This window comes from Candidatus Enterococcus myersii (assembly GCF_017316025.1).
GTDB classification, from domain to species: domain Bacteria; phylum Bacillota; class Bacilli; order Lactobacillales; family Enterococcaceae; genus Enterococcus_C; species Enterococcus_C montenegrensis.
On sequence record NZ_JAFLVT010000015.1, the window covers coordinates 32,334 to 48,193 of the forward strand.

A 15,860-nucleotide genomic window follows, 5' to 3' on the forward strand; every position below is an offset into this window, starting at 1 on the left:
AGCTATGAAATAATATACGTATCTTTAGTGAAAAAATTCAGAAAAAGCGTGCATTTGAAAAAACCTTGTGCTAATATGTATATATTCTCAATAAAGAGATTAAAAGTGAATATATATTTATTAGGAGTGATTGGATGAAAAAGTTTTTGACAAGTTTAGCAATTGTGGGGATCTGTTTTTTATTAACGGCCTGTGGCAGTAAAAAAGAAGAGGATAAATTGGCTGCCATTAAAGAAAGTGGTGTACTGAAAGTTGGTACTTCAGCTGAGTTTGCGCCGTTTGAATTTCATACGATGGTTGATGGCAAAGATAAAATTGTCGGGGCAGATATGGATTTGGCACAAGCGCTTGCTGATAAATTAGGCGTGAAATTAAAAATTGAAGATATGGAATTTAATGCGGTCTTAGCTACCTTAAAAGAAGGTAAAGTTGATCTTGGTATTGCCGGTATCTCTGCTACACCTGAACGTCAAAAATCATTTGACTTTTCGACCAACTATTATAATCCCCCTCAAAAAGTTGTCATTAACAAAAAAAATGGCGCCAACTATAATTCTATCGCCAGTCTAAAAGGAAAGAAAATCGGAGCACAAAAAGGCTCCATTCAAGAAGATATCGTCAAAGAACAAATGCAAGACCCACAAATTGTTTCTGTAGCAAAAGTTCCCAATTTAATTTTAGAAGTAAAACAAGGTTCAATTGATGCATTAGTTGTAGAGGAAACTGTAGGTGCTGCTTATATAGCGCAAAATCCGGAATTGCAATTTGCGACAATTGATTTAAAATCCAGCGAAGATGAAGCTTATGCGATTGCAATGCAAAAAGGCAGCGATACTTTGAAAAGTGAAATTGACAAAATTATTAAAGAATTAATTGATTCAGGGGAAATCGAAAAATATGTCAATGAAAATACAGCGATCGCAAATAAAACAACCAAAGAATAAAAATGGGGAATGAAAATGGATTTTTCTTTTTTAACTGAATATTATCCGTATTTCTTATATGGAACGGTTATTACGCTAATCATCTCAGTAGTAACAATTATTATTGGAACCATCATAGGAGTTCTAATGGCATTGGCCAAACTTAGTTTTGTAGCGCCATTAAGATGGCTGGCAAATATTTATATTGAAGTATTCCGCTGCACGCCAATGCTGATTCAAATTATGATTGGTTTTGTCTTGTTGCAAGGAACTTTTTCTGCACCGACAATTGATATTGGTATTTTAAAATTAGATTTTACTCGTCTAATTCCAGGGATTATTGTTATTTCCTTAAATTCGGGTGCTTATGTCGCTGAAATAGTGCGGGGAGGCATTCAATCGGTGGACAGCGGTCAAAGTGAAGCGGCAGGCTCTTTAGGGTTAAAACCGATGCAGGCAATGCGTTATGTTATCTTTCCACAAGCTTTACGAAATATTTTACCACCAATGGGAAATGAGTTTATTATTTTGATTAAAGATTCATCATTACTTTCTACAATTGGCATTTATGAGTTGATGAATACTGCCCAAATTGTTATTACTAATTCTTATATTCCACTGGAACCTTATTTTGTAGCAGCCGCCATTTATTTTGTTATCACTTTTTCAACGGGGCGAATTTTGGCCTGGTGGGAACAAAAGATGGGCGTTGGCTATAGTCGATAAGTGGAATTTAAAGGAGGAGGAGTATGTCTGTTTTAATTGATGTCAAAGGTCTGCATAAGTCTTTTAAAAATAACAAGGTTTTGAAAGGAATTGATACACAAATTCAAAAAGGAGAAGTTGTGGTCGTCATTGGGCCATCAGGTTCAGGCAAAAGTACTTTTTTACGTTGTTTGAATTTATTAGAGACGCCGACACAAGGTGAAATATTTTTTGAAAATCAAAATATAACCGATTCAAAAAATGATTTGTACCAAATGCGCGAAAAGATGGGGATGGTTTTTCAAAATTTTAATTTATTTCCTAATATGAAGGTTTTAGATAATATTACGTTAGCACCTCGGAAAGTTAAAAACATCACCAATGCTGAAGCTGAAACAATTGCCCGAGAGTTATTACGAAAAGTTGGCTTGGCTGACAAGGCTATGGCCTATTCCCAGTCGTTATCCGGTGGTCAAAAACAACGAATAGCTATTGCCAGAGCGTTAGCCATGCAACCAGATGTCATGCTTTTTGACGAGCCAACCTCAGCGCTTGATCCAGAAATGGTGGGTGAAGTTCTACAAGTTATGCAAGACTTAGCTAAAGAAGGGATGACAATGGTGATTGTTACCCATGAAATGGGCTTTGCTAAAGAGGTAGGCGATCGTGTCTTGTTTATGGACGAAGGAATTATTCGAGAAGAAGGAACACCGACAGAAATTTTTGATCATCCGCAAAATAAACGAACCGCTGATTTTTTATCAAAAGTTTTATCCTAAATAAAAAAACAAGGATATGTTTCAAGTAAGTTGCCAGAAATAACTAGCACTTGCAAGAAGACATATACTTGTTTTTTAAGGTTGTTCGTCAGTTTTTGTATCTAATTCAAAAGGTGAACCGACATAGATGTAGCGTGTTGTGACCACGCCATCTGGATCAGTAGAACAAATTTCTTGTTTGAAAGGAAAACAAATTCGTTGGCCTAGTTTTGTTTCATCGCTAGTTGCAATAATTTGGAAATTAGGTGCAGTAGGCAATGCTTCGGCTACTTTATCTATGATCATTTCGTCAGTCATATCCTTAGTCTTAACAATTCGTTTGTAGTCCTCCAAAAAAGCAGCTTGATTTCCAAAGATTTCCATATGCTTCGCTCCTTCATCTGAAAATTAAAATTAAAGTACCAATTACAAATAAAAATAAAATGAGATATAAAAAGAAAGTCCATAATCCTGCAAGAAATTTTCGCATGAATATCACCTTTTTTTAGTATAACATAACTTGTGATATTCGACAGAAATGACATTTTCTAAATGAGAAGTCTATCAGTTATTTTGAATCTAATAAAATTTGCTGCAACGTATACGCTGCATTGGCTGCAATTTTCGTATTTGGATTACGATAGGTTATTAGTGCTTTCCAAAGTGCCCAGCCCTTGGCCCGATTTATGAGCTCTTCATCTAAATTTGCGAGAAAAACCGAGCGGCTCTCTTTTTCAAAAAAGCTCCAAGCCATAGCGTAATCACAAGCAGGGTCGCCAATAGCCATGATGCCAAAATCAATGACGCCATGAAGTCGACCTTTTTGTACAATCAAATTTTCTGGTGCGATATCGCCGTGAAGCCAAACAGGTGCGTGTTCCCAAGAAGAAGTAATGGCATTTAGCCAAATTTTTTCTAATTGCTTTACGGGTAAATCGTTTTGCAAAGTGGTGAAAGTACTTATAACTTCGTCATGATAAACACTAGGACTGGCACCTCTAAAAAAATTGTGATTTCCTGCAGCTGGTGCAGTTGTAATAGGTACTTTTTGCAACTCCAGTAAAAATTTAGTTAAGTCCAAGGCCAATAAAGAAAGATTGGCAACGTTTTTTCTTGTAAGTGTTTCTCCGGAGATGAACTGGTTGACTGACCAAAAAGAAGGATATAAGACACTAGGATGGCCTAAACCAAGTGGTGTTGGAATATGAAAACTCAAGTGTTTAGCGAAGACAGGTAGCCAAACACTTGAGTTTTTTATTTGCGGTTCATACTTTGCTGAACGTGGCAGGCGGATTGTCATATTTTGACCCAGATGAAAGGTTTAGTTATCATGTCCGCTATTTTTGACAAAGGTAATCTAGAGATCTTGCCATTGGGGAAATTGGTGTGAAATTAAATTTTTAACTGAAGCAAGCGTTAGCATCGGGGTTCTCCTTTAAAAAAGCTGATTTTGACCCGTTAATGGTTAGTGAGTCAGGCAATTACGAGTGAAGAAATCGATAAAATTCATATGTAAAGCTGAGACTATAAAAAACTTTGGGTACTTTTTGTGCAATAAATAAAAAAAGCTTACAAATCTGTATGAAAACACAGTTTGTAAACCTATAATAAAAGCGGGTGACGAGAATCGAACTCGCGACGGAAGCTTGGGAAGCTTCTGTGTTAGTAGCAAAGCCCTTGAATCCTTGCTATATCAGCACTTTCGCAATACCAATACTAACTAGTTTAGATAATAGTTTAGGTTCTTGAAAACAAAAAATGTGGGGCACATAGGAAAGAAGTGGTATTCAGATTACCTATTCAATATTGAGATTAATTCTGCTAGTGATTCATTAAGCTACACTATTTAAAACTATCAATTCTTCTAAACTTGTCTTGTCCATTTTACTTTTTTCGGGTGAAAGTAATTCAGGATTATTAATCTTATTTTTATGAAATTCCTTTACATTTATCCCGCTTAAATACTTTACGTTCTCATTAAATGTTGTATTAGTCTTCATCGGTCCTGCAATTGGGTTCCTACTCCCCGTCTATCCACAAAAATGTGAAAAAAGCCTAAAAACGACAGATTAAGCAAATTTGAATATCTTACTTAGCCTGTCGTTTTTTTACAAGTTAGTTGGACCGACAAGGACAATCTAAGTCGAATCACGCTTATCCATAGACTTTTTTAGTAAAGTGTTTTAATAAAAATGGTGAGGATAAGGTTGTAAGTAAGATGATTAAAATAAAAGCTGAGTAATTGCTTGCTGATACTAACTGTGCTTGAAAACCTAACTGAACAATAATCAAAGCCATCTCACCTCTGGAAACCATTCCTGATCCTACCATTAAGCTACTATCGTTGCTAAATCCTACAAGTTTGCCGCCAATAAAACCGCCAAATAATTTCGAAATTATCGCCAACACTGTTATTACTACAATCAGAAGCAATTGTGCACCCAAACTCCCGAAAGTAACTTCTAAACCAATGCTTACGAAAAAGACTGGGATAAACACTGCATAGCCGATTGCCTCAACATTCAGCTGGACTTCTTCCCAAACCTTGGTCTGACCAATCGCAACTCCTGTGAAAAAAGCACCAATAACCGAACTTAGCCCAATTAAATCGGCCAAATAAGACATACTCAAACACAAAATTAACGAAACGATAATCACAGACGATTCAGCTAATAATTTTTTACTTAATTTCATTAAATAAGGAGCACCCCAACGAATAAGAAAAAGTACTGCAATGAAGAACAGTATCTGCTCCCCAATCATGAGTACTAAAGAAGTATCGCTGTTGCTTTTCCCACCTAAAAAGGACATACTCAAGCTGACAATTAGCACGACTAAGATATCATCAACAACAGATGCACCTAAAATGGTTGACCCCTCTTTTGTATTGACAACATTCAACTCTTTTAATACTTCGACTGAGATACTAACGGAGGTTGCAGCTAAAATCAAGCCTAGAAAAAAGGACTCATTTAGGTTAATATGAAAAAGACTTCCTCCAATTGTTCCAAGTATGACTGGAAATAAAATTCCTAACGTTGCAACGAACATGCCCGGTCGAAAATACTTTTTAAGCAACGATAAGTCACTTTCTATCCCTGCTAAAAACATCAACAAGATAACCCCAATTTCAGAAAAATCTTCTACTAAAATATCAGGATGTACTAACTTCAAACCGGCATTCCCTAAAAGTATACCAATCAATAATTGACCAATCACAGCCGGTATACCAAGTCGTCTTGAAAAATGACTGGCTATTGTCGTACCAATTAAAATTAAACATAAGACACCGATAAATTCCACTATCCTCACCCTTCCATAGGTAACTATTTTTAGACGTTTTACATGAAGTAATTTCTAAAAAATACCATTAAAATTATTCTAATAGAAGATCCGTGTAAAGGAAAGTATTCTACTCTAGAATTATTTCGTACGAAGAATACTCAGCGCCTCCTTTTCAATAATCTAGCTCCAATACGGAAGATATACACCTACAATTCTTCGGAATTTATTTCTAATTTTCTAACAAAATAATTTCATCCGTCTTGTAATAGCATTGTTCTCCTGTCACGCCCAGTTGAGATTCTCAAATCCACCTTTGATCCTATCCCAATTCACAAGCTTCTGTTCTTTCCCTTTCTCTATCAATATTTTTACAATAGAACTATAAAATAGTTTAGAAAATACTTAGGTACTAGAAAACAGAAAATATGTGATACATAGATAAACGCTATAGTAATAATAACGATGTTATTCATTAAATTACCCCAAATAAAAAATCGATATTTTATTATTTTTAGGACGATTTTCTAATACATAAGTACCTAAGTTAGATCCTATATTAAATGACATCAATAAATAGTAAAGATGCAAAGCTGAAAACTAAATTGTGTAGCTTATATGAAAGAGAATCTAATTTTTTAAACTTCCTTTATTTAGGGGTTTCGAATAGATTGTTCTATATCTTTCATGTTTTGCGCATCATTCTCGTAGCCAAGTAAGTCTAACATGTCTATATAGATAGTGCTGTCTATCTCGAAGTCACCTGTGATCGCATGGTATAAAGAGGTGAAAAATTTCCAGTAAATTCGACCTTTCATAAAATCGCTATCCTCTGATTCTGCATAGAGTGCTTTTAAAAGTTCTGGAATTTTATCATAAGTACCCCTCTCAAAAGAAAGTATTAAGGAGTTGATTAAAAATTTAATCAATACAAGCTTATATTTATAACAAGTTTTAAATTTCTCGAACTGAGTTAATGTATCTTTCAGGTTAAACGATAAATAATTATTTTCGAAAAAAGAGAGGCAATTTGTATACATCGCTAATTCAAAATACCCCCAATCGGATACTTTTTCTAAGTAATTATATAAAATCGCAACGTCTTCATTTGTAGCTGTTATTATGGCTGAGAAAGTGATTATTAAAAAACTAGCGATATTTAGGTTATTACGCCAATAAACATTATTATAAATGGGTAGGAATACGGAATTTCCTACCCATTCTTTTTTATTTCTGATGCTCAAATAGAACAATCTTATCTGCTTTGTAATACATCGGGTGTCCGGCCATGCTTGATTGTAGGTTCTCAAATCGGCATTTGACACTATCGCGTTTCATAATCTCGTCATTGTCAATCGGATGATCTAAGGTATTGACGGTAACTTGCGTTGCTTTTTTACGGAATTGTCCTTCTAGGATGGTGACCGAATATTTGTACCCGATAATCTCATCAGTATAAAAGTTTCTTGGTTTGTTTTCGCGATCTAGAATGACCTGACCATTTTCATCGGTTCGGGTTTCAGTCGCAAACTTCGGAGTGACCTCATCTAGTTCAAAGGTTGGGCCAATGGCTCCGAAATCAAAATCGTTGATACTTAACATTTTTGGCATCGTATCTTCTTCCTTTCTTTGCTATACTTGGTTTAGAAATTTTTTTAACAGAGCGTTCGTTCACTTATTGGGAAGTAACGGACGCTTTTTTGGTGCGTTCTTGAATAAGCGGAATCAAATCGGGACGTTGTTGCTCACTGACGTATTGAATCATGCGATCAGAAAGTTCGGGGGTCCATTCATAATTGGGACGAATCTCTAACAAACTTGGATCAATCCCGACACCCTCATGATGCAAGAAAAAGAGTGCCTGAGTTAATGCCATGGGCCCACCGTATTCATACCAGTTCAAGGAACGATCAAAGCCACTCACTTGATATTGCCGGGTGATAGTAGGAACCAGACTTGGTTTTAGGTAGTCCTGCCACCAACGACAGACCTGCTTTAAGGAGCCGTCAGTATAAAAGGTAAGTTCCGTTTGTAGAAATCCGCGAATTAAGTTTGCGATACATTGATCTTGCGGTAAAAAAGCAATGGTTCGAAAGAGACTATCTGCCACGTCATTTCGAGTTTCGACTTCCAACCGAATTTGTGGAGCCCGAGCCAGAATTTCCTCTTGTTTCACTCCATCAAAATCTTTGGCCATTTCTTTGGCTTTGTCGTAGGCCCGAAACATACAAGCCGATCCTCGAACGCCGATACTAACCGTTTTTGCTCGTTGTTTGGCATTAAACTCGCTGTCATGGAGTTGATAGCTTCGTCCTTTTGAAAGGAATTGCTTCCGTTTCAACTTATTGTGGAGTTGTTCTACCGTGAAGTAGGGCACTTCATTGTAATCATCTAAGGCTAAATCTAGCCGCTTGATTTCAAAGGTGAAGGCGGTTTGACTAGCATACTCGTAAAAACGGGTGGCGAGTTCTTGAAAGACATTCGCCTTGGGGTTATACGAAAGCATAATCCATTCATAGGTAGTACAGGCTTGTCCGCTCAAGACAAGGGTTCCCCGTTCTTTGGCCTTTTCTGGTTGGTGATAGGTATAGTATTTGAGAAAGCCACAGGTGTACACAATATCGTATTCTTCATGTTTTAAACTGCCTGCTTGAATCGAGACGGATTCTAAACTGATTTTTAATAAGTCTTGAAAGACCGTCTGATAACTGACTTGATGCAAGACCGCTTGAAACCAATCTACTTTTCCTAGCACATTCTGGGTACTTTTGGTCATTTGGTCACCTCCTTTAAAATTTGTGATTGTTCGCAAATTATTTTTGTCGTGAAAAAGCTTGGTAGTATCGTCTTTTTTTGCATTTTTCCGGTAGTTATTAGCCATTATTTTTCTCTTTATAAGGTGCTATTAGAAAGGCACCTTACGCTTAGCCAGTGTCTGGTGTTCGCAAAAGACCTGTGCGTTCCACGCGTCCGTAAGCCTCGCCTGCTGATTGGCTTTCAGCCATCACAGTCGAGGCAACGGCTGCGGCAACCACACCAACCCAACACCGGCTCCTTTCCTTGGCCCCACACCCTTGTTTAGTTTTGATAGGTTAATAACCAGCTTCTCACCGCCTGAATGCTGTATAAAACCATACCTGAGTCCAATCGAATTTCTGGACAGCCCTGAAGAACCCATTCTTTCAATGTATTAACACTCACATCGAAATGCGCCGCACAATATTTTTGTTTGACGATATCCTGTTGGGTTTGTGTTTCTTCCAAGCGGGTTTCTAACAGGGCAAAGAATTGATTGGTCTGATCTTTTTGCCAATCCAGGAGCGCTTGTTCCAATACCGACATTCTTTCCACCTCCTTATATTTCTTTTTAAAACTAAAAGAACTATAAATAAATAAAATAGTATCTTTTCGTACACTCTACCGCGATCTAAAATAGATGTCAAGTATATTTTAAAAGTTTACTTGAAATACTATTTAGTTTATTTTTCACTTGAATTTTTCAGGGAAAGCGCTTATGATAGACCCGAGGTGAGGAAAATGATAGAAAACTTTGGCGGCAATGTCGCACGTTTACGAAAAGAAATGGGACTTTCCCAAACGGAATTGGCCGAAAAGATTGGTGTGCAAAAACAAACCATCTCCAATATCGAACGGGGAATCCGTTACCCGACCTTTGAGAGCTTAGAAAAATTTGCGACGGTCTTTCATGCGACACCGATTCAGCTCTTTGGTTCACCAAAAGAGATTGCGGTCTCCGAAACAACGGTTATTCTCGATCGCATTGACGAGTACGATCAAAAAGTCCAAAACTTGTTTACTTTGGCGAAAATTTTGAATAGCCATACAGTGAAAGAGATAGACGAGGTAGCAGAAAAGCTAGCCTTTATTGAACGTTTCTTTACCCCGCAAATGCGTTTGGATGAAGACGGAAATCCAATTTTGGATCGTCATGGGAAACCAGAGATGAAACCAGTCTTCTTTGACAACTTACCATTTGAAGAAATCGAGAAAACCGCAAAAGACTTGGCTTTTATTCAAGAAGCGCAACAGAACAAGTAACAAAAGTTCATTCCTTTCCTATGTGCCCCACACATGAGAAGGAGAAAAAAATGCCAACATACACACAATATCAAAAAAGCAATGGAGCAAATTTATGGCGAGTGACGGGATATCTTGGAGTAAATCCCGAGACAAAGAAGCAAGTTAACATTAATAAAGGAGGCTTTCTCACTCAGAAAGCTGCTAAAGCTTATTATCGTCAAGTTTCGTATGACATTTTAAAAAATGGGTTTCAAAATCACAAAGATGCAACATTCAAGGAAATCTATGAACTATGGTTAGAGACGTACGAGCTTACCGTGAAAGAATCAAGTTTTGTAAAACTTAAGCAAAAATTTGACATTCATATTTTGCCAACTTTTGGAGAGAAAGAAATCAAAAAAATAGGGGTATCCGATGTTCAAAAATTTGCCAATTCCATGAGAGAAAAGAATACTCAATTTAAAGAGTATGTTTCAAACGTCTCTCGGATTTTTGATTTTGCTATTAAGCAAGGTTATGTATCCGAAAATCCAGCAAAAAAAATTGTCATGCCAAGAAAGAAAAAGAACCTTCAAGAAAAGGAAATAAACTTTTATACCAAAGACGAGCTTAAAAAGTTATTGGAGTATGCAAAAAACAATGAACCTTTTCAAATCTATACATTCTTTTTCTTGCTTGCGAATACAGGTTGTAGACAAGGTGAGATTTTGGGTTTGCAATGGGATTGCATTAATTTTGAGGAAAAAGTACTTACCATAAAACAGACTTTGACTCGTGGGAAAAACAGAAGGCAATATCTTGAGGAACCAAAAACTAAGAAGTCTAGAAGAAAAATCCCGTTAACCGATGAGACAATTTCTATCTTGAAAAAGTGGCGTCTGATTCAGAAAGAGGAGTGTCTAAAATTAGGTGTCAATATCTTTGATGGGAAACAGTTTGTCTTTTGTGATGAAAAAGGTGAACCCATTCAACTGTCACATCCAAGACTTTGGTTACACAGAATCTCAAAGCGTGCTGGAATTCCTAAACTAAGTCCTCACGCACTTCGACACACTTTCGCAACCATTCTAATTGGACAAGGTATTAATTTTAAAACCGTTTCAGAGCTGCTAGGGCACTCCAGTGTTTCAATGACGTTGGATACCTACGCAGGAGTTTATCAAGAAGAGAAAATAGACTCGATTAATCTCTTGGCGAACGCTCTAAGCTAAATAGTTTAGAGTCTAGAAATAAAAAAAGGATTCAATCATCTCAATCATTGCTATACAAGCATTTGTTGAGATGACTAAATCCAAAAAGTAGTTTAGATAATAGTTTAGACGGGCTTGATATTTGCTGATATTCAATGATATCAACAAATCGAGACAAAAAGAAAAAACCTTGATACATCAAGGTCTTTAGGCTAAGCGGGTGACGAGAATCGAACTCGCGACGGAAGCTTGGGAAGCTTCTGTTTTACCACTAAACTACACCCGCAAGACAAGAAATAGTATATAGCTTTTTTTATTTTCCGGCAAGTGATTTGTTAGCAATTAAAAAAAATTATTTTTAAACTCTCAAAATTATCGACTATTTTTTTTAATTAGGCGTCTATTTTTAATAAAGTTTGAAATAATGAGGATGAAAATTACGAAAGCTAGAATTATGACACATTTTATAGTATAATTTCGGTTTGAGGAGTACACGGTACTCCTTCATTTTTTGAGTAAAGGAGCACCTATGTTTCAGGAATATAAACCAACGTGGATGGTTTCGGCCATCTATCAGATTACACCGGAACAATTAAAAAAACACGGCATTAAAGCTGTTTTAACAGATTTAGATAATACTTTAATCGCTTGGAATAATCCCAATGGGACCGAAGAGTTACGCCAATGGCTAAAACAAATGGATGCTGCTAAAATTCCTGTTGTTGTTGTTTCTAACAATAATCATGAACGCATTGCCCATGCATTAGCACCTTTTGGTTTAGATTTTGTTTCCAGAGCTTTAAAACCTTTTGCAAGAGGGATTAAGGCGGGCTACCAAAAGCTGGGAATGAAAAAAGAAGATGTCGTAATGGTGGGCGATCAAATTATGACAGATATTCGTGGAGCTAATAGAGCAGGCGTTAAAAGTATTTTGGTGAAGCCAGTTGTGGCAACAGACGGCTGGAATACGCGGATTAATCGCTTTTTTGAACGGAAAATCATGAAGCATTTACAAAAAAATAATCCGGATATGAAATGGCAAGGTGAATTAAATGACTGAAACTGAAACAATTTATTGTATTGGCTGTGGTGCCGAAATTCAAACACAACATCCAGGTGAGTTAGGTTATACGCCACAATCAGCGCTAGATAAAGGGCTTGAAACGGGTGAAGTGTATTGTCAACGTTGTTTTCGCTTGCGACACTACAATGAAATTCAACCAGTCGCTTTAACAGATGATGATTTTCTACGCTTATTAAATGAATTGGGGCAAAAAGATGCTTTAATTGTAAATGTCGTTGATATTTTTGATTTTAATGGCTCACTTATTCCCGGATTACATCGTTTTGTCGGTGATAATCCCGTGTTGATGGTGGGAAATAAAGTCGACATTTTACCAAAGTCGTTAAAACGCGGGAAAATGACGCAATGGATGCGGGAAAGAGCTCACGAAATGGGTCTGCGTCCCGTGGATGTTTTATTGACGAGTGCCAAGAAACCACAAGAGATGACAGAACTGTTAGATACAATCGAAAAATACCGTGATGGACGGGATGTTTATGTTGTCGGTGTGACGAATGTTGGAAAATCAACGCTAATCAATCAAATCATTAAGCAGACTGCTGGTGTCAAAGACTTGATTACAACTTCACGCTTTCCAGGCACAACGTTAGATAAAATTGAAATTCCATTAGAAGATGGACACTTTTTGATTGATACACCAGGGATTATTCATCGTGAACAAATGGCGCATTACTTAGGTGCGCAAGATTTAAAAATTGTTGCACCACAAAAAGAAGTTAAGCCTAAAGTTTACCAGTTAAATCCTGATCAAACGCTTTTTTTGGGTGGTTTGGCACGTTTTGATTTTATTAAAGGTGAGCGTAGCTCATTTGTAACATATGTTTCAAATGATGTGGAAATTCACCGGACAAAATTAACAAATGCTGACGCTTTTTATGAAAAACACGTGGGGGGGCTATTACAACCGCCACGCCCAGAAGAAGTAGTAGATTTTCCACCTTTACAACGTTTTGAATTTTCAATTAAAGAAAAAACAGATATTGTCTTTGCTGGGCTGGGCTGGATTACAATTACTAATCCATGTGTTATTGCCGGTTGGGCGCCTAAGGGTGTTGCGGTCTTAACCAGAAAAGCATTGATTTAGAAAGAAGGCAACTATGGAATTACGAGGAAAACAAAAACGCTTTTTAAGAAGCAAAGCGCATCACCTACAGCCGATTTTTCAAATAGGAAAAGGCGGCATTAGTGGTCCAATGATTACCCAAATTGGAGAAGCGTTGGAAAAACGGGAACTAATTAAAGTTTCTTTGCTACAAAATACAGATGAGATTGCAACTGATGTCGCACATATTTTAACGGAGGAAGTACACTGTCAAGTTGTTCAGATTATCGGCCGCATTTTAGTCTTATACCGACCAAGCAGCAAAGAAAAATATCAAAGGATTTCAAAAGAAGTAAAAGCAATTTAGGAGGTTTGGCAGATGCAAAAAGTGGCAGTTGGTGTCGTACCGCAAGTAAAAATGGCACCGCTAAACAACAAGCGTCGTAAACAAGTTGGTATTTTAGGTGGGAACTTTAATCCGGTACATGTGATGCATTTAATTATTGCAGACCAAGTAGGACAACTTTTAGGCTTAGATGAAGTACGTCTAATGCCAGAGTATCTGCCCCCTCATATTGATGCAAAAAAGACAATTTCAGCCCACCATCGCATAGAAATGTTAAAGTTAGCTGTTCAAGATAATCCACGCTTAAAAGTAGAGGATGTTGAAATTAGACGGCAAGGTGTTAGTTATACGATTGATACCATGAAGATTTTAAAAGAACAAAATCCAGATACTGATTTTTATTTTATTATCGGTGGCGATATGGTGGCTTATCTACCGAAATGGCGTCAAATTGATGAGTTGGCTGACTTAGTTCAATTTGTAGGCGTTAAACGTCCTGAGTACAGTCAAGAAAGTCCGTATCCAATTATTTGGGTGGACATTCCACAAATGGATTTGAGTTCGTCTCTGATTCGTAAAAAGATTGCCCAGGGGTGCTCGGCGCGCTACTTTCTGCCAGATCCTGTGTTAAACTATATTTTAGAAAAGGGGCTGTATCTTGATGAAATATAGTGATAATTATACGGCGATGGATCGAAAATTACTGATGCAAAAAGTTCAGATGCAAATGAGTGAAAAACGCTTTAAACACGTTTTGGGTGTGGAAGAAACTGCGATTGCCTTGGCAAGTAAATATGGTGCTTCACCAGAAAAAGCAAGTATTGCTGCTTTGACGCATGACTACGCTAAAGAAAGAAGCGACGATGAATTTCAATTGGTTATTCGTCGTGATGGTTTTGATTTGGACTTGTTAAACTGGGGTAACGCCATTTGGCACGGCATTGTGGGGGCTGACTTTGTTCAGCGAGAGTTAGAAATTGATGACGAAGAAATTTTAACAGCGATTGCGTTGCATACTACCGGTGCAGCTGAAATGTCACTTTTGGCAAAAATCATTTATGTAGCGGACTTTATTGAACCTGGACGAGACTTTCCAGGGGTTAAAAAAGCACGAGAAATAGCATTGATTAATTTAGATGAGGCTGTTGCTTATGAAACAAAGCATACACTGACCTATCTAATTGAACAAAACAAGCCCATTTATCCAAAAACAATTGAGACATATAATAAGTGGGTCGCAAATCACGCTTAACTAAAATAACGTAACACCAAATATAGGAGGGAACTACCATAGAAAGTGAAAAGATTTTACAAACAGCAGTAGAAGCTGCTGATTCAAAACATGCGCAAGATATTATTGCATTAGATGTGCGAGAAATTTCCCTATTGGCAGATTATTTTTTAATTTGTTCTGCAAATAGTGAACGTCAGATTAATGCGATCATTGATGAAATCGTCGAAAAAGAAGAAACACAAGGAGTTGCCATCAAAAGAATTGAAGGTAAAGACGGAGCTAAATGGGTTTTAATTGATCTAGGGGATGTTATTGTCCACGTATTTAGCACAAGCGAGCGGGAATTTTACAATTTAGAAAAATTGTGGTCTGACGCACCTTTAGTTGACCTAAATGCATGGCTTGTATCTTAAAATGACATATGAAACATTTGCTTTTGTTTATGATGAAGTGATGGATAAAAGTCTATATGAAAAATGGTATGAATTTTCAAAGCGCCATTTAAAGCAAAAAAAACAATTACTAGAATTGGCATGTGGTACCGGGGCACTAGCCTGTCGCTTTGCCAAAGACGGTTATGATGTGACGGCTTTAGATTTATCGGAAGAAATGTTAATGATTGCAAGCCAACGAGCTTTTGAAGCGGATGTTTCGGTACAATTTATTGAAGGTGATATGCTGGATTTAAATGATATCGGCGAATACGAAGCTGTTACCTGCTTTTCGGATTCACTATGCTATATGCCAGATGAACAAGCCGTTCAACAAGTTTTTGATGGTGTCTATCAGCTGTTAAAAAAAGAGGGAATCTTCATTTTTGATGTTCACTCTCTTTATCAAATCAATGAAGTTTTTCCTGATTATAACTACCATTATCAAACCGATGAGTTTGCTTTTTTGTGGGAAAGTTATCAAGGAAAGCTACCTGATAGTATTGAACATTTTCTAACTTTTTTTGTCGCGCAAAACACAGAGTGCGATTTATTTGAACGCAGAGATGAGTTGCATAAAGAACGTACTTACTCATTGGAACTTTATCAAAGAATGTTGGAAAATGCTGGGTTTAATCAGATAGAGTGCTTTGGTGATTTCACCGATAGTCAGCCAAATGAAAAAACGCGCCGTTGGTTTTTTGTTTGTCAAAAATAAGTGAATACAAAATTATCCGGACGCAAGATATGAAACGTTTTAACATATCAGTCCGGTTATATTTGTTTATGTCATAATTACCTGTTTTAAAAAGAAAGGAAAGAAA

Annotated in this window: 19 protein-coding genes and 2 tRNA genes; 12 read left to right on the forward strand and 9 right to left on the reverse strand. The window is 36.9% G+C overall.

The features are described 5' to 3' along the window. Positions 1-134 precede the first annotated feature (134 nt). Genes JZO76_RS10420 through JZO76_RS10430 form a run of 3 tightly spaced genes read left to right on the forward strand, consistent with a single transcriptional unit; the run spans position 135 to position 2,407 of the window. The gene (locus JZO76_RS10420; RefSeq protein WP_206903989.1) at positions 135-944 is read left to right on the forward strand and encodes a transporter substrate-binding domain-containing protein; all 810 of its coding nucleotides are present in this window, start codon (positions 135-137) and stop codon (positions 942-944) included. 15 nt (positions 945-959) lie between these two features. Further along, positions 960-1,649 carry an amino acid ABC transporter permease gene (locus JZO76_RS10425; RefSeq protein WP_206903990.1) on the forward strand — a complete coding sequence of 230 codons (690 nt, stop codon included), beginning with the start codon at positions 960-962 and terminating at the stop codon, positions 1,647-1,649. A gap of 23 nt (positions 1,650-1,672) precedes the next feature. Then, a complete protein-coding gene (locus JZO76_RS10430; protein WP_206903991.1) occupies positions 1,673-2,407 on the forward strand; it encodes an amino acid ABC transporter ATP-binding protein in 735 nt (244 codons plus the stop codon). A 75-nt stretch (positions 2,408-2,482) separates the two neighbouring features. On the opposite strand, the gene JZO76_RS10435 is transcribed toward JZO76_RS10430, so the two are convergent. The 8 genes from JZO76_RS10435 to JZO76_RS10470 all read right to left on the reverse strand — a co-directional run bounded on the left by JZO76_RS10435 (position 2,483) and on the right by JZO76_RS10470 (position 9,010). After that, the gene (locus JZO76_RS10435; protein ID WP_206903992.1) at positions 2,483-2,770 is read right to left on the reverse strand and encodes a hypothetical protein; all 288 of its coding nucleotides are present in this window, start codon (positions 2,768-2,770) and stop codon (positions 2,483-2,485) included. A 184-nt stretch (positions 2,771-2,954) separates the two neighbouring features. Next, positions 2,955-3,686 carry an aminoglycoside phosphotransferase family protein gene (locus JZO76_RS10440; protein ID WP_206903993.1) on the reverse strand — a complete coding sequence of 244 codons (732 nt, stop codon included), beginning with the start codon at positions 3,684-3,686 and terminating at the stop codon, positions 2,955-2,957. Positions 3,687-3,998: 312 nt separating this feature from the next. Next, a tRNA-Gly gene (locus JZO76_RS10445) sits at positions 3,999-4,092 on the reverse strand. A 448-nt stretch (positions 4,093-4,540) separates the two neighbouring features. Beyond that, positions 4,541-5,689 (reverse strand): cation:proton antiporter, encoded by a 1,149-nt coding sequence (locus JZO76_RS10450; RefSeq protein ID WP_161999349.1) that lies wholly within the window; start codon positions 5,687-5,689, stop codon positions 4,541-4,543. 632 nt (positions 5,690-6,321) lie between these two features. Beyond that, positions 6,322-6,912, reverse strand: coding sequence for a hypothetical protein (locus tag JZO76_RS10455; RefSeq protein WP_161999348.1), 591 nt, complete (start codon positions 6,910-6,912; stop codon positions 6,322-6,324). Beyond that, positions 6,896-7,279 carry a hypothetical protein gene (locus JZO76_RS10460; RefSeq protein WP_161999347.1) on the reverse strand — a complete coding sequence of 128 codons (384 nt, stop codon included), beginning with the start codon at positions 7,277-7,279 and terminating at the stop codon, positions 6,896-6,898. The genes JZO76_RS10455 and JZO76_RS10460 overlap by 17 nt, the downstream gene beginning before the upstream one ends. Before the next feature lie 64 nt (positions 7,280-7,343). Continuing rightward, positions 7,344-8,444, reverse strand: coding sequence for a replication initiation factor domain-containing protein (locus JZO76_RS10465; protein WP_206903998.1), 1,101 nt, complete (start codon positions 8,442-8,444; stop codon positions 7,344-7,346). A 302-nt stretch (positions 8,445-8,746) separates the two neighbouring features. Beyond that, a complete protein-coding gene (locus JZO76_RS10470; protein ID WP_161999579.1) occupies positions 8,747-9,010 on the reverse strand; it encodes a DNA-binding protein in 264 nt (87 codons plus the stop codon). Between the two features lie 195 nt (positions 9,011-9,205). Between JZO76_RS10470 and JZO76_RS10475 the strand changes: the two genes are divergently transcribed. Continuing rightward, a complete protein-coding gene (locus JZO76_RS10475; RefSeq protein ID WP_161999580.1) occupies positions 9,206-9,727 on the forward strand; it encodes a helix-turn-helix domain-containing protein in 522 nt (173 codons plus the stop codon). A gap of 50 nt (positions 9,728-9,777) precedes the next feature. Beyond that, positions 9,778-10,920 carry a tyrosine-type recombinase/integrase gene (locus tag JZO76_RS10480; protein WP_206904000.1) on the forward strand — a complete coding sequence of 381 codons (1,143 nt, stop codon included), beginning with the start codon at positions 9,778-9,780 and terminating at the stop codon, positions 10,918-10,920. Positions 10,921-11,114: 194 nt separating this feature from the next. Here JZO76_RS10480 and JZO76_RS10485 read toward each other — a convergent pair. Continuing rightward, positions 11,115-11,185 (reverse strand) — tRNA-Gly (locus JZO76_RS10485). A gap of 243 nt (positions 11,186-11,428) precedes the next feature. Here JZO76_RS10485 and JZO76_RS10490 point away from each other — a divergent pair. From JZO76_RS10490 to JZO76_RS10520, 7 genes are read left to right on the forward strand one after another with little or no spacing between them, the layout of a single operon-like run. After that, on the forward strand, positions 11,429-11,959 hold the full coding sequence (locus JZO76_RS10490; RefSeq protein ID WP_206904002.1) for a YqeG family HAD IIIA-type phosphatase: 531 nt from the start codon (positions 11,429-11,431) through the stop codon (positions 11,957-11,959). Then, positions 11,952-13,067 carry a ribosome biogenesis GTPase YqeH gene (yqeH, locus tag JZO76_RS10495; RefSeq protein ID WP_206904004.1) on the forward strand — a complete coding sequence of 372 codons (1,116 nt, stop codon included), beginning with the start codon at positions 11,952-11,954 and terminating at the stop codon, positions 13,065-13,067. Before JZO76_RS10490 ends, yqeH begins: the two co-directional genes overlap by 8 nt. 13 nt (positions 13,068-13,080) lie before the next feature. Continuing rightward, positions 13,081-13,392 carry a ribosome assembly RNA-binding protein YhbY gene (gene yhbY / locus JZO76_RS10500; protein ID WP_206904012.1) on the forward strand — a complete coding sequence of 104 codons (312 nt, stop codon included), beginning with the start codon at positions 13,081-13,083 and terminating at the stop codon, positions 13,390-13,392. 51 nt (positions 13,393-13,443) lie between these two features. Next, positions 13,444-14,043, forward strand: coding sequence for a nicotinate-nucleotide adenylyltransferase (locus JZO76_RS10505; RefSeq protein WP_230708983.1), 600 nt, complete (start codon positions 13,444-13,446; stop codon positions 14,041-14,043). After that, positions 14,033-14,623, forward strand: coding sequence for a bis(5'-nucleosyl)-tetraphosphatase (symmetrical) YqeK (gene yqeK, locus JZO76_RS10510; protein ID WP_206904017.1), 591 nt, complete (start codon positions 14,033-14,035; stop codon positions 14,621-14,623). Before JZO76_RS10505 ends, yqeK begins: the two co-directional genes overlap by 11 nt. Positions 14,624-14,676: 53 nt before the next feature. After that, positions 14,677-15,018, forward strand: coding sequence for a ribosome silencing factor (rsfS, locus tag JZO76_RS10515; protein ID WP_206904208.1), 342 nt, complete (start codon positions 14,677-14,679; stop codon positions 15,016-15,018). Between the two features lies 1 nt (position 15,019). Beyond that, a complete protein-coding gene (locus JZO76_RS10520) occupies positions 15,020-15,754 on the forward strand; it encodes a class I SAM-dependent DNA methyltransferase (RefSeq protein ID WP_206904020.1) in 735 nt (244 codons plus the stop codon). The last annotated feature ends 106 nt before the right edge of the window (positions 15,755-15,860 follow it).

Coding starts and splice junctions, on each gene's coding strand:
- JZO76_RS10420 (WP_206903989.1), top strand. CDS start 135: ATGAAAAAGTTTTTGACAAGTTTAGCAATTGTGGGGATCTGTTTTTTA.
- JZO76_RS10425 (WP_206903990.1), top strand. CDS start 960: ATGGATTTTTCTTTTTTAACTGAATATTATCCGTATTTCTTATATGGA.
- JZO76_RS10430 (WP_206903991.1), top strand. CDS start 1,673: ATGTCTGTTTTAATTGATGTCAAAGGTCTGCATAAGTCTTTTAAAAAT.
- JZO76_RS10435 (WP_206903992.1), bottom strand. CDS start 2,770: ATGGAAATCTTTGGAAATCAAGCTGCTTTTTTGGAGGACTACAAACGA.
- JZO76_RS10440 (WP_206903993.1), bottom strand. CDS start 3,686: ATGACAATCCGCCTGCCACGTTCAGCAAAGTATGAACCGCAAATAAAA.
- JZO76_RS10460 (WP_161999347.1), bottom strand. CDS start 7,279: ATGCCAAAAATGTTAAGTATCAACGATTTTGATTTCGGAGCCATTGGC.
- JZO76_RS10465 (WP_206903998.1), bottom strand. CDS start 8,444: ATGACCAAAAGTACCCAGAATGTGCTAGGAAAAGTAGATTGGTTTCAA.
- JZO76_RS10470 (WP_161999579.1), bottom strand. CDS start 9,010: ATGTCGGTATTGGAACAAGCGCTCCTGGATTGGCAAAAAGATCAGACC.
- JZO76_RS10475 (WP_161999580.1), top strand. CDS start 9,206: ATGATAGAAAACTTTGGCGGCAATGTCGCACGTTTACGAAAAGAAATG.
- JZO76_RS10480 (WP_206904000.1), top strand. CDS start 9,778: ATGCCAACATACACACAATATCAAAAAAGCAATGGAGCAAATTTATGG.
- JZO76_RS10490 (WP_206904002.1), top strand. CDS start 11,429: ATGTTTCAGGAATATAAACCAACGTGGATGGTTTCGGCCATCTATCAG.
- yqeH (WP_206904004.1), top strand. CDS start 11,952: ATGACTGAAACTGAAACAATTTATTGTATTGGCTGTGGTGCCGAAATT.
- yhbY (WP_206904012.1), top strand. CDS start 13,081: ATGGAATTACGAGGAAAACAAAAACGCTTTTTAAGAAGCAAAGCGCAT.
- JZO76_RS10505 (WP_230708983.1), top strand. CDS start 13,444: ATGGCACCGCTAAACAACAAGCGTCGTAAACAAGTTGGTATTTTAGGT.
- yqeK (WP_206904017.1), top strand. CDS start 14,033: ATGAAATATAGTGATAATTATACGGCGATGGATCGAAAATTACTGATG.
- JZO76_RS10520 (WP_206904020.1), top strand. CDS start 15,020: ATGACATATGAAACATTTGCTTTTGTTTATGATGAAGTGATGGATAAA.